8 protein-coding genes are annotated in these 14,246 nt (G+C 39.6%); all 8 read left to right on the top strand.

From position 1 onward, the window contains the following. The first annotated feature begins 40 nt into the window (after nucleotides 1–40). The 8 genes from ACS5PU_RS07430 to ACS5PU_RS07395 all read left to right on the top strand — a co-directional run bounded on the left by ACS5PU_RS07430 (nucleotide 41) and on the right by ACS5PU_RS07395 (nucleotide 14,192). The gene (locus ACS5PU_RS07430) at nucleotides 41–6,718 is read left to right on the top strand and encodes an FG-GAP-like repeat-containing protein (RefSeq protein WP_439458653.1); all 6,678 of its coding nucleotides are present in this window, start codon (nucleotides 41–43) and stop codon (nucleotides 6,716–6,718) included. Next, nucleotides 6,715–7,407: a hypothetical protein gene (locus ACS5PU_RS07425; RefSeq protein ID WP_439458652.1), complete on the top strand. Its 693-nt coding sequence runs from the start codon at nucleotides 6,715–6,717 to the stop codon at nucleotides 7,405–7,407. The genes ACS5PU_RS07430 and ACS5PU_RS07425 overlap by 4 nt, the downstream gene beginning before the upstream one ends. A gap of 164 nt (nucleotides 7,408–7,571) precedes the next feature. Next, nucleotides 7,572–8,486, top strand: a complete 915-nt coding sequence (locus tag ACS5PU_RS07420; protein WP_439458651.1) for a DUF6427 family protein — start codon at nucleotides 7,572–7,574, stop codon at nucleotides 8,484–8,486. Between the two features lie 158 nt (nucleotides 8,487–8,644). Further along, nucleotides 8,645–9,379 carry a type III pantothenate kinase gene (locus ACS5PU_RS07415; protein WP_439458650.1) on the top strand — a complete coding sequence of 245 codons (735 nt, stop codon included), beginning with the start codon at nucleotides 8,645–8,647 and terminating at the stop codon, nucleotides 9,377–9,379. Further along, nucleotides 9,360–10,673, top strand: a complete 1,314-nt coding sequence (locus ACS5PU_RS07410) for an OmpP1/FadL family transporter (RefSeq protein ID WP_439458649.1) — start codon at nucleotides 9,360–9,362, stop codon at nucleotides 10,671–10,673. Before ACS5PU_RS07415 ends, ACS5PU_RS07410 begins: the two co-directional genes overlap by 20 nt. Continuing rightward, complete coding sequence (locus tag ACS5PU_RS07405; RefSeq protein ID WP_439458648.1) at nucleotides 10,673–11,245, top strand: hypothetical protein; 573 nt, start codon at nucleotides 10,673–10,675, stop codon at nucleotides 11,243–11,245. The genes ACS5PU_RS07410 and ACS5PU_RS07405 overlap by 1 nt, the downstream gene beginning before the upstream one ends. Nucleotides 11,246–11,526: 281 nt before the next feature. Further along, nucleotides 11,527–13,611 (top strand): SurA N-terminal domain-containing protein, encoded by a 2,085-nt coding sequence (locus ACS5PU_RS07400; RefSeq protein ID WP_439458647.1) that lies wholly within the window; start codon nucleotides 11,527–11,529, stop codon nucleotides 13,609–13,611. Between the two features lie 65 nt (nucleotides 13,612–13,676). Then, nucleotides 13,677–14,192, top strand: a complete 516-nt coding sequence (locus tag ACS5PU_RS07395; protein WP_439458646.1) for a DUF2480 family protein — start codon at nucleotides 13,677–13,679, stop codon at nucleotides 14,190–14,192. The last annotated feature ends 54 nt before the right edge of the window (nucleotides 14,193–14,246 follow it).

Genomic DNA, 14,246 nt, shown 5'->3' with positions numbered 1-14,246 from the left:
AATAAATTATTTTTGGGCTAACATTACATCCTGGCTCTCAATGATTAAAAGATTTATATTAGTTTTCTTTACCGTATTTTTATTTTCCCTAACCTGCCTTTTTGCCCAAGATATTGTTCAGGCGCCCATAATTACTAGTTTTTCACCAATAGCGGCGAAGGAAGCCGAAACGGTAACGATTACTGGAATTAACTTCTCTGACCAAATATCGGCCAATCAAGTGTTTTTCGGCTCAATAAGGGCAACCGTAATTTCAGCTAGCAAAGCGCAGCTTACAGTGCTTGTCCCCAAAACAGCAGAATTGAATAAGATCACTGTTTTAAATACTAAAACTGGTTTACAGGCTAGTTCTAGTAATGCATTTATCCCGGCATTTAATTCAAACAATAAATTTAATTCTTCTGATTTTTTTGATCCGACAATAGCAATCGATAAAGGTGTTGTTACCCCTTCAACTGTTGCGGGCATAGATGCCGGCGACTTAGACGGAGACGGTAAACCCGAATTGGTTTCCTGTTATAGCGACCTGAACGTTATTTTTATCTATAATAACAAAACATCAAGCCCAAATGGTTTCGCTTATAATGCTCGTGTTGCCCTTGCAACTGGTTCAGGGCCACAAATGGTAAGAATTGCCGATGTTAATATGGATGGCAAGCTAGATCTGGTTACGGTAAACAAAGTAGCCGGTACGATTTCTGTTTTAATTAATCAATCTACCTCAGGGGCTAATATTACCGCGTCATCTTTTGCACCTAAGGTAGATTTTTCTACAGCGGCAACCCCAATTTCGCTGGCTGTATTTGATGCAGATGGGGATGGTAAACCTGATATTGTTACCGGAAGTGCGGGAGGTTTTCTCACTATTTTAAAGAACCAATACACAGGTACTGTTTTTGATTCCAATGCTTTTGTTCCGAAAAGAGATTTCTATCAAAACTTATCTCCAGATTATATTCTTGCAGAAGACCTAAATAATGATGGCAAGCCAGATCTGATTCTTGGTGGAAAATCATCTGAGATGTTCATTCTTCAAAATAAATCTATACCCGATAATGTAGTATTTAGCACGCAGCGGATTGTACTCAATGGATCCAATGATGCCACCGTTGCAACAGTTGGCGATCTCAATCAGGATGGAAAGCCTGAGATTATTTTAGCCGACGCGACTAACAACTACAACCAGAATAGAATGTGGGTATTTGAAAATAGCTCCGTTGGGGATATTTCTTTTAAGAGCCGGACTGATATTGTTGGCAATACTTCATCTGAGTATATTACTTCTGTAAAAATTGCAGATATTGATGGTGACAGCAGGCCTGATATTGTTTTTGCCTATGGCGGAAAGTACATTGGAGTAAAAAGGAATTTATTTAATCCGGATGAAAACAAGATCAGGATGGCTGAACATGTAAATCTATCAGTTAGCGGAACCCCCAAATTATTGGTAATTGGCAAATTTAGTTTCGATCCTTATCCGGATATTTTTATCCAGCATATAGAGAACAATAATTTAAGCTTGCTTATTAACCGGGTAGCTCAACCGCCTTTGGTACAGTCGGTTTCGCCAATTGCAGCCGAGATGGGATCGACCATAACCATCTCCGGAAAAAATTTTGGAGATGCTGCAAGCAACATCGTATTTTTTGGGGGTGTTAAAGCACAAATTACTGCTGCCTCCGAAACGCAGATAAAAGCAGTTGTTCCTGCAGGGGCTTCGCACCAGCCGATTTCTGTTTTAAATATCAATACCAGCCTTATCGGATATTCTTCAAAACCTTTTATACCTATCTTTCCTACAAAAAAGAGTATTGCAAAAAAGGATTTTAGTATTCTTTCCTCCTTTGGAAATAGCAGAGAATCAAAGTCGATGGCTATAGCGGATTTAGATAATAATGGCATCATGGATTATGTACTTTCTAATCGTGGAAATCATACGGTTGGTATTTATATGAATGGAGCTGTTAATGAAGCCACTTATACAAAAGCTACTGATTATGAGCCTGAAGGAGTAACAATAGCCGATCTTGACGCTGATGGCTATCTGGATATTGTGGTAGGGAATAACTATGGCAAATCATTATCGGTATATAGAAATAATCTTTCTGCTGGCGGTAGTTTTATGGATCAAGTTGAATTTGGTAGTGCTCCTGGGCCCAGAGTTCTGGCCATAGGAGACCTGGATGGTGATGGTAAACCTGAAATTATAGTAGCAGAGAATAGTCTCAGCCCCCAAAATCCCTATGGTGATGGAGGAAAATTTATTAATGTTTTATGGAATAAAAGTTTGAAGGGTACAATTGACCGATACTCTTTCGCTACCGCCCAATACTTTGAAGTTGGTAGTAGTCCGGCTTTTGTGCGGATAGCTGATATTGATGGAGATGGGAAACAAGATCTGGTTGTAGGTAATGGAAGCGGAAGTATATCTATCCTAAGAAATACAATAAAAAACTATACTATAGATGTGAATTCTTTTGCTCCAAAGGTCTTATTCGATGTAGCAGGAGTTGACTGTGTTGTTGTCGATGATTTTGATGGCGATGGCAAACCGGATATTGCAGCTAGTAACAATGAGGGGATTGCACTATTTTACAATAAGAGTACTGTTGGAACTATAAATGCATCTTCGCTCGCTGGGAGGGTAACTATTCCAGTTGCCAATGGAGCAAGTTATATGGAAAGCGGAGATATTGATGGTGATGGAAAACCGGATTTAATAGTGAGCAACTGGGTTGAAAACACGATTTCCATTTTGAGAAATAGTTCTGAGCGCGGAGTGATTAATATTGGCTCTTTTATGCCTCCGGTAGCAATCAATATTAGCTCACATGCCATTGGAATTTCTGTAGCAGATCTTGATAAAGACGGAATAACCGATATCGCAGTTTTAACTTCTGCTCAAACTGGCTGCATCGTAAAAATTATTAACAAAAGAGTAATTGGCAATTTACCTGTTGTTTCTTCTTTCTCGCCCAACAATGTTAGGTTAGGAACCGAGGTGACTATAACAGGAAAGAACTTTACTGGTGTAACCGATGTTAGGTTTGGTGGCATTGTATGCAGCTCTTTCACCGTAACTTCTGCTACAACTATTGTTGCCAAAATAGCCGCAGGCGGCTCGGGCACTGTAACGGTTACTGGTACTGAGGGGGCAGGTACATTAGATGGCTTTGTTTATATATATGATCAGCCTGGCGAGGTACCTCCTGAAATAAAATCGTTTAGTCCGGCTTCAGGTATTGTAGGTGCTACCGTAATAATTAACGGTGATAACTTTGGTAGCACAGCAGCTGATAATCAGGTATATTTTGGAAGTGTAAAGGCAGAAATCATCTCTGCATCTTCTACAAGCATCACTGTAAAGGTTCCTGCCGGAAGCGTTTATCGACCAATATCGGTGGTCAAAAACAAATTGGTTGCTTATTCTGCTAAGCCATTCATCAATACTTTTGAGGGAAGTAAGGCTGATTTTAGATTTATGCCCAGCTCATTTGCCCAAAAAACAGATTTTCCGGCTCTCGAAAAAGCTACTGATAGTTTTGTTGCGGATATAGATGGAGATGGAAGAATTGATCTGGTTACCCTAAATAATGCTGCTATTTCAGTGTTTATGAATACCACTACCAATGGTACGGTTTCTTTTACCAGATCGGATTTTTCAATTTTAACCGGGGCCAATCACTTTTTAGATGTTGATCTTGATGGTGACGGGAAACAGGATGTTGTAATCGCAAATGGTAACAATTCCATATCTGTTTTCAGAAATAACAGTACAAAGGGAAATATATCTTTTCTAAACAGATTTGATATAGCTACACCACACGTTCCGCTAAGCCTTGCATCTGGAGACTTTGATCATGATGGAAAAACTGATCTTGCCCTTAGTAATAAAGATGATAAGTCGATTACAATATTAAAAAATATAGGAACTGATGCTGCATTAAGTTTTAATGTAGAACAGGCACTCCCGCTTCCCAATATTGCCAGGGGGCTTGCCGTTGGGGATTTAGATGGCGATGGCAAAGTTGATATTGCCATCGGCAATAATGCAGGTTCTCCAAGTTATTATGTATTTCTAAATACGACCAACAGTGGAGGGGTTACCTTTAAAGTACCAGCCAACCTGTCTAACTATACTGGTATGACTGTGGTACCTGATGTAGTATCAATTGTAGATATTAATGGTGACGAAAAAATGGATTTGGTAATAACCCAAGGCAGATATTTTCGACTCTTACTAAATAAAAGCACAGAAGGGAATATTAAATTTGAGAATGATGGTAGCTATTCCCTATATAACCCAGCCATAAGCCATGCTGTTGGCGATTTGGATGGTGATGGCAAAATAGATTATACGGCTAGCATTGATGAAAGCGATATGTTTAGCATCCATAGAAATTTATCAACAGCTGATAAATTTATGATTGCGGGCAATGTTGATTATAAGACTAATGGGGGACCGAGGGGAATAATTACTGCAGATTTTGATGATGATGGTAGAACAGATATTGCCCATTTAAACTATAAGGTAAATTCTATTTCTATATATAAAAATGCAAAGGTCGATCCCGTTGGTATTGCTTCATTTACACCAAAAGCAGCTTCTGCAAATACAGAGGTTTTAATACAAGGATTAGGTTTTACTGGTGCCACTAGCGTTAGCTTTGGAGGCGTAGAGGCCGAAAAGTTTACAGTTGTGTCCCCTCAATCTATTAGGGCAAATGTTGGTTTGGGCGCAACAGGAGAAGTCAAAGTTGTGACCCCTTTGGGGGCAGCAAGTTTAACTGGCTTTACCTATAACGAAATAGCCCCGGTAATGTACAGTTTCTCTCCCATGTTCGGTGGTGAGGGCGAGGTGATAACAATAAATGGTAGTGGTTTTACAAATGTAACTGCTGTTACTATTGCCGGCCAAAATGTAGCTTCGTATACCGTGGTTTCTTCAACAGTGATTAATTTTGTTGTTGGAAAAGGAGCAAGTGGGCCTGTGGTAGTTACCACCGCAAAAGGACAGGCAACATGGTATCCATCCTTTACAATCATTGGTCCACCAACCATCACTTCATTTACGCCGTCAATTGCCAAACCTGGCGCTACCGTGGTAATCAGGGGCTCAAATTTCTATCTAGTTAAGGAGGTAAGTATCGGTAATGTTCCGGCAAGCTCTTTTAGGGTTAACAATAGTGATTATATAGAGGCTGTAGTAGGATCGGACGCCAGCTCGGGAGCAGTGTTCATTAAGGCAACTGGAGGTACAGTTAGCTTAGAAGGATTTACGATTATACCGCTCCCTACTATAAGTTCGTTCTCCCCAAATTTCGGATACGCAGGGAGCGTAGTTACCATTACCGGCAAAAACCTGGATGGAGTGACCAGAGTAACTTTTGGAGGCCAGCCGGTTAGCTCGTTTAAAATAGTTTCCCCTAAAATAATTACAGCAGTACTAAGCTCAAACATGAGTAGTGGTGATGTTATGGTTCAAAGCCAAAATGGAAATAGTTCTTTAGGGACATTTACCTATGCCCCTCCTCCAACCATTACCTCATTGAGTCAAAATGCAGCAATAACAGGAACTCCCATTACCATAACTGGAAAGAATTTTGGGCTTTACGGTCTTTCGGTAACTTTCGGTGGGGTACCAGCTGCATCTGTTATAAGGTATTCTGATACAAAGATAATAGCAACCGTTAGTGCAGGTCAGAGCGGAGATGTATCATTAACCACCGAAGGCGGAACCGCTATTTATCCAGGTTTTGTGCACCTTGCCAAGCCAATTATTAATGCGCTAGGCGCCACCACTTTTGTTACAGGAGGAAGGGTGGAGCTTAGGGTAACACCAATGGCCGAATATAGTTATCAGTGGACAAAGAATGGGGTTGCAATATCAGGTGCAGTTAATACCAGCTATGAGGCAAAAGAAACAGGTTTATATGCGGTAGTGGCTACCTATAAATCGGTAAATGCTAGTTCGGGAAGTATTGCTGTAAATGTAATTTTTTCTCTTCCCTCCAATAATTTCTCTTTAAAAGTTACAGGCGAAAGTTGTAGAACAAGCAACGATGGGGCAATCAGCATCACATCGACAAAAGAATTAAACTATACCGTTACGCTGAGCGGATCAATAAATAGTACTTATACCTTTAATAATAAGTTAGATATCGGAAACCTTGTTGCAGGAACCTATAGTTTATGTATTACGTTGGCTAACGAACCGACATTTAACCAATGTTATGATTTAGTGATTACGGAACCAAAAGATTTAGCGGTTTACAGCACGGTAGGAAATGATGGTAGGTTATTGCTCCAGCTTTCTGGAGGGAAAAACTATTCTATTATGCTTAATGGTAAATCTTATCAAACAGGCAGTAGCCAGATAGACCTGCCGCTAAAGGCTGGAGAAAATAACCTACAGGTTAGTACCGATAAGTTATGCCAAGGGGTTTACAATAAAACAATCTTCCAAGCAGGCGATAATAATGTTGTTTATCCCAATCCTTTTGTTGATCAGTTAACGCTTAAGTTGCCCAATCTGGAAATTAAGACAGTGGATATCGAGATTTTGGATATGATTGGCATTGCTGTTTTAAAAGGAAAATATGTTTCAAACAATGGGTTTATTTCAATGGCTGTTGATAAACTGGTGCCTGGAATTTATCTGCTAAAATTTGTAGCTGATAATGGTGAAAAATCTATTTATAAAGTAATTAAGAAATGAGAAAACTAATATACTTTTTCGCTATGGCTGTACTTTTGGTCAATTGCAAAAAGGACGATGAGGAAAAGGAAAAATCAACATTGCCCGAAAAAACTGTTTTACTGTTTCCGGCACAAAACGAAGCCTGTACTTCTGGTGCAATTGTTTCGGCAACCAAAAGCGCCATTATATTTAAGTGGCAGAAGGCGGCCAACGCTGATAGTTATGAGCTTTTTGTCAGGGATCTTTTAAGCAATCAGACTATCAATAAAACTACTGCCGATTTACAACTAGAAATGACACTTGATAGGAACACCCCCTATTCGTGGTATGTTGTATCCAAATCTCAAACCGTTAACGAAACGGCCCAAAGCGAGTTAAGAAAGTTTTATAATGCTGGGCCCGGAACAGTATCCTACGCTCCTTTTCCTGCCGAAATTATTAGTCCGCTAATGGCAGCTGTTGTTGAACCAGCCAATAATAAAATTTCGTTGGAATGGAAAGGTAGTGACGTAGACAATGATATAATCGATTATGATCTTTATTTTTCTTTAAACTCCAAACCCGACCTGATAAAAAGCAATTTAAAAGAAGCTAAATTTTCAGATATAGAAGTGAAATCAAAAAACACCTATTATTGGAAGGTTATCACCAGAGATGCCGAAGGCAATACATCAGATTCAGGTGTTTATCAGTTTACGGTAAAATAGGTTTTTTAAAGATGATGATTTAAATAGAACTTTTCATCATTTGCTTTCTACCCACTCTTAAATTATTTTTCTTTACTTTGCCTACTCTTTAAAAAGGCATGATTAATCAGTTTAGAAAGCTAAATCCAGTTAACCTCATATTCTTGCTGGCATACACATTTTTTATGCGTATCGCTATCTTTTATGAAACACCTACGCAGCTCAATTTCGATTTTCTCGAACCCTTTGCCCGCTTGCTGATCAACGTAGATCTGGATAATGCCTTTACCGCCCCAACCAATATTTTTATTGCGGCGGTACTGGTTTACCTGCAGGCCTTGATTTTTAACCGGATTGTTAATAACCATAATCTGTTGGCCAAGCCCAGTTTCCTGCCAGGCTTAATGTTTGTAACCGGAACGAGTCTGTTTATGCCGTTTATGATTTTAAGTCCGGCATTGATCTGCAACTTTCTGTTAATCTGGATCATCGATAAGTTTTTAAAATTGGGTAAAAGCGCCAATTCCATTACTACGGTTTTCGATATCGGGATGATTATAGCCATCGGAACCTTGGTTTATTTTCCTTTTATGGCCATGTTGCTGATGATCTTTTTGGCTTTGTTGCTTTTTAGGTCGTTTAACTGGCGAGAATGGGTTGCAGGGCTGATCGGTTTTATTACTGTTTTCTTTTTTCTGGCCGTATTATATTACTGGAATGATAATTTAAGCTCCTTTTACCAGATATGGAAACCTTTGGGCAATAAGTTTCCTTCAGTATTTAAAATCAATTATAACGATTACCTGGTGCTCATACCGGTAATCATCATCATTATATTGGCATCGCTGCAACTGCGCGAAAATTTTTTCAGAAGCTTTATCAGTACTAGGAAAAGTTTCCAGCTGTTGTTTTTTATGTTTATCGTTTCGGGGGCCAGTTTTTACCTCAAACCCGATTTCAGGACATGGCATTTTCTGCTCTGCGTGCCGCCCGGAGCAGTGCTGCTGGCCTACTACTTTAGCAATGCCAAGAAACGGTGGTTTTACGAAACTTTGTTCCTTTTATTTGTACTTTCGGTGCAGTACTTTCTGTTTGTTTAACCTTTTTTAACAAATAACTAGACCGAAACTTGACAAAGATTAATAGCTTTGTGCCATGATTTTGGAATTAAAGCTTTATTTGGGTTTTAATCTGATTGATAAGAATGGATTCATTAAAATTTCTGAAAGGTAAAACATTAAGCAAAGGGAGATTTTAAATGCGCGGATTAAGTGTCGATATTGGAAACTCTTCTGCTAAGGTGGCGGTTTTTTCGAATAAGGAAATTGTTCATCATCAGCGTTTAAACAAACTAGGCATTATTGATTTGGCCCAGCTGATTGAAAAGTTTTCGCCACAGCGGTCAATCATCAGCAGTGTTAACCAGGAAATTGGTCCGCTTGAAGCATTTTTAAAAAAACATACCGCCTATACCCGGTTTTCTACACAGTTAACCAACGGGGTGCAGAACCGGTATAAAACGCCGGCAACTTTAGGTTTAGACCGATGGGCTGCTGTTTTGGGTGCGAACGGATTGTTCCCCAACAGCGCAAGTTTAGTGGTTGATGCCGGCACCTGCATTACTTATGATGCTTTAAGCCAATCGAAAGAATATTTTGGCGGCAGCATAAGCCCCGGTATTAAAATGCGTTTTAAAGCTGTGCACGAGTTTACGGGGCGGCTACCCTTGGTAGAGTGGAACGATAAGGAAGAAATTGTAGAAGGAACAGATACCACATCGGCCATTAAAAACGGTGTTTTACAGGGTATCATAAATGAAATTGAAGGCTTTATTGCCCTAAATAATAAAAAAGAAAGTGCCTTGAAGGTAATTATAACGGGTGGTGATGCTAATTTTTTGTATAAGCAATTACAAAACAGCATCTTTGCGCCTCAAATTATAAAAGATCCCTACTTGGTATTAAAAGGATTAAATGAAGCTATTGCAGATTAAAATGTACAAAAGAATAAATTATATTGCGGCCATACTCGTTCTAGTTTGTGGTGTAAGTGTTCAGGCACAGGTTACCACTTCATCGCCATATTCAAGATATGGGCTTGGAAATATAAAAGGATCTTTGTTGCCTCAGCTTAGAGCAATGGGCGGAATTTCTACCGCAGTAAACAAAGTAACCGGGTTTAACTACATCAATATGCAGAACCCGGCCTCTTATGCAGGTATATCTTTAACCACGATAGATATTGGCATGAGCGCTGGTTTAAATAACTTAACCAGAAACAACTTAAGCGAAACCAGTTTCAATTCTACTTTTAGCCACTTGGCCTTTGCTGCCCCTGTTACTCGCAGGTCGGCATTGAGTTTTGGGATTTTGCCTTACTCAGACCTTGGCTACTCGTATAGGAACACCGTTAAAATTGATACTACATCGGTAGATCAGCTTTATGAAGGTGAAGGTGGTTTATCAAAAGCTTATTTAGGTTATGGGTACCGTTTTGGCGATCACCTGCGTATTGGCGGTAACTTGGAATATATTTTCGGTAACCTTCAAACTACACGTTCAACTGAATATAACCTGGCCGGTGCCTATAATGCCAAGCTTCAGAATAAAAACAGTGTTGGCGGATTAAATTATTCGTATGGTATTCAGTACGATTTTAATGTAGGCAAGAAAACTTTGGTAACCATTGGCTATTCGGGCAGTACATCAGGAAAAATCAATTCAACGCAATCTGCTTATTCTACCATTTACTTAAGGGATGCCAACGGCAACGAGCAAACAGCTGCAGATACTTTGAGCGTAATAGACAAAGGAAAATCGAACCTTACTTTACCATTAACCCACAATTTTGGTATTTCTATCCAACAAAATGATAAATGGTTAATCGGTGCTGATTTTAGAATGAGCAAATGGTCGGCAACAAGTATCAACAATGTAAATCAAGGCCTGCAGGACAGTTGGGGAGCATCGTTAGGTGGCCAATGGACTCCGGATGCCTTTTCTTACAACAGCTATATGAAACGTGTAGATTACCGTTTGGGCTTTAACTACGATAAAACCTATATCCAGATCAATAACCAGGATATTAAACAAATGGGTGCATCTTTGGGCTTTGGTTTCCCTCTGCCTACTGCAAATGCAGGTACCGCATTTTATAAAATCAACTTTACAACCGAGGTTGGACAAAGGGGAACCTTAAACAATAACCTTGTTAAAGAGAAGTTCATCAATTTCCACTTGGGCTTTACCTTAAACGATACCTGGTTCCGCAAGTACCGTGTAGACTAATGAAACAAAAAGCATTTTTATATGGTCTTTTTCTGGTGTTGCCCTTGTTTTTGGCTTCATGTGGAGACGACGATCTCAAAAATGCGGATGCTGTTTCTTCCAGTAAAATAAAGTTTACGCGCGATAGGACAATTGGTGTTGATATCATTTACAGTGATTCGGCAAGGGTAAAGGCCAAGGGTTATGCACCCATACTGGATAAGGTTACCCCTTCGAACGGAAGTTCGTACCAGGAAATGATTAAAGGGGTTAACATCGATTTTTATAACCCGAACGGCACTATAGATGGAAACCTGGTTTGCGATTATGCCATCAGAAAAGATACCGAACTTAAAACCGAGTTTAGGAAAAATGTGGTGGTTAAGAACAGCAAGGGCGATACTTTCTCTTCGCAGGAGCTGATCTGGGATGAATCTAAAAAATACTTCTATTCCAACCAACGGGTTTATGTTAAAGGTGCCGATGGCAGCATTGGTGAAGGGATTAATTTTAAGGCGCCGCAGGATTTCAGTACATACGAAATGGACAGTGGAAACGGCGTATTGAATATGAAAGAGGGTGTAGCGCCTTAATTTGAATGATAGCATGTTAAAATGAATGAGTGATTGAATGGTTTTGCTAGTTACAATCCAAAAATTCTAATTCAATAAGTCAATCCTTCAGAACGCAATCATTTAATCGCAATCCGCATTTATTCTATCCTTCAAAATTCTATCCTTCTATCCTTAAAATGGGGCTTCTATTTGCTTAAAAATTAAACACTTGATAAATAAAATTTTGTGTTTTCTTTTTTAAGGCAAATTTGTATCTTGCGCCCTCTTAAAAAAGAACTAAATAAATTATAAAGTACAATATGGGATTAATGACATTTTTGCGTAACCGTGCAGGCTATATCCTGGTCTTCGCAATTGGTTTTGCAATTGTTGCATTTTTAGTAGGTGATGCAATTAACGTGGGTAAACCTTTTTGGTCTGCAAATCAAAAAGTTGTAGGATCTATCGATGGAAACGATATCAGCATTGATGATTTCGGTCCGAAGGTAGACCAAGGTGTAAACCAGATGAAACAACAATATGGTGGTAGTGCCAATGCACAGATGACCGCTATGGCTGTAGATCAGGCTTGGAACGCTGAATTGGCTAAAGTTTTATTAACCAAAGAATATGACCGTTTAGGTTTATCGGTATCAGAAGATGAGCTTTTGGATTTATTACAGGGTCAAAATCCCAGCCCACTTATTAAACAGTATTTTTCTAATCCCCAAACCGGACAGTTAGACCGCGTTACCTTGATGAACTTTCTTAAATCGAAGGAGCCTCAGGCTGTACAGCAATCTAACATGTTGCAACAGGAGATTAAAAACCAGGCCTTACAGACCAAATACTCTAACTTAATCCGTAATTCGGTATATGTAACTTCTTTAGAAGCTACAGATGAGTACAACAACCGCAATAAACTGGCTAACTTTAAATATGTAAGTTTAGATTATACTTCTATTCCTGATGCATCGGTTAAATTAACGGATGGCGATTTTTCAGAATATTATGATCAGAACAAAGCCCGTTTCAACAATCCAAATGAAACCCGTGCTTTCGAGTATGTAAGTTTCAGCATCAGCCCAACTAAGGCCGATTCTTTAGCCATTAAAACCCAGGTTGATAAAATTGCAGCCGATTTCCAAGTGGCTAAAAACGATTCGCTTTTTGCAGCTATCAACTCGGATGTTAAAGTTCCATTTACCTATATCGGTAAAGGCAAGTTAGATCCAGCAATCGATTCGGCAGTGTTTGCTTTGCCTGCAGGTAGTTTTTACGGTCCTAAATTAACAGGTAACTCTTATAAAATTATCAAAGTGGTAGCTAGCCGTTTTTCTCCTGATTCGGTAAAAGCAAGCCATATCTTAATCGACCCAGCTAAGGTTGGTGGCGAAGATAAAGCTGTTAAATTGGCTGACTCGTTAAAAGGCTTAATTTTAAAAGGCGCTAACTTTGCCGAACTGGCTAAAAACTACAGTGTAGATGGTTCGAAAGATAAAGGTGGCGAAATGCCTGCGTTTGCACGTGGACAAATGGTTCCTGAATTTGAAAACGCAGCTTTTGATGGTAAAGTTGGCGATCTTAAAGTGGTAAAATCTCAGTTTGGGTACCATGTAATGAAGATCGAAAAGCAGATCGGTTCATCTAAGGTGGCTAAATTGGCCTACGTAGAAAAAGCATTAGGTGCAAGTAGCAAAACCCAGGCAGCGGCCTATAAAGCCGCCAGCAGTTTCTTAACTGATGTTAAAGGAAACGATTTTGCCAAATATGCCGCACAAAAAGGATTAAAAGTTGCCGTTGCCGATAAAGTTGCTTCAACACAAGGCTTTGCAGCAGGTTTGGATAATCCACGTAAGTTAATCCAAGATGCTTATGCTGCTGATAAAGGCGATGTATTGCCAGAAATTTATACCATGACCAACGCATATGTTGTGGCCCGTTTAACCAACATTAGTCCTAAAGGCATTTTACCTTTAGCCGATGTTAAGAAAGAAATTGAGCCAATGGTACGCAATGCGGTTAAGGCAAAATTATTGAAAGAAAAACTTGCCGGTGCTGGTAAGGCAAGCATCGATCAGGTAGCGGCCAAAGTTGCCCGTCCGGTTAGCCCAGTACAGAACCTGGTATTTGCCAACCCTGTAATTCCAGGTGTTGCGCAAGAAAATGCCTTGGTTGGCAGCGTATTCGGATCTCAGCCAGGTAAGGTATCTGCTCCGGTTCAAGGTGAGCGTGGTGTGTATGTATTCTCGGTTGATGGATTTACCAACCCTGCACCAATTGCCAATATGTTTAAACAGAAAGAAAGCATGTTATTGAGTTTAGGACAACGTTCGTTAGGATCGGCTTTCCAGGCTTTACAAGATAACGCACAGATAAAAGACAATCGCGTGAAATTCTATTAATTAGAAAATACGTAATTTTGTAACCGTTCCGACCGATAGTCGGAACGGTTTTTTTATTTAAGGCCATGGACATCCAAGAGAACATCATCAATAAAGTAGCAAACAGTGGTTTAATTACCTTAAACCTCGAAGATTTTTATCATAAGGGCGAAAGGGTACTTTATGATATTGTAGACAATCTTTTTCATGGTTTAATGCTGAAGGAGAAAGATTTTAGGGAGTTTATCAAAAACCACGACTGGAGCCAGTATCAGGATAAAAATGTAGCCATTATCTGTTCTGCAGATGCCATTGTACCCACCTGGGCATACATGCTGCTGGCCAACAGGATGAAGCCATTTGCCAATGAAGTTGTATTTGGCAGTTTGGATACGTTAGAAGCGGTATTGTTTACCAAGGCACTGGCTAAAATCGACCCACAGGATTATGCAAATGAGCGGGTTGTGGTAAAAGGCTGTGGCGATATTGATGTACCGGTTTCGGCCTATGTAGCGGTAACCAACCTGTTAACTCCGGTGGTAAAAAGCATTATGTTTGGCGAGCCTTGCTCTACTGTGCCCGTGTATAAAAGAAAAGATTAAATTTTGGTTTGCTTTTTGTATATCTTCATTCTAAATCGGTACGTTTAATGCCGA

The sequence above is a fragment of the Pedobacter sp. GSP4 genome, from assembly GCF_051857575.1.
Taxonomy (GTDB): domain Bacteria; phylum Bacteroidota; class Bacteroidia; order Sphingobacteriales; family Sphingobacteriaceae; genus Pedobacter.
Note: the sequence above shows the minus strand (reverse complement) of the source record. Positions and strands in the feature narration are given on the sequence as shown.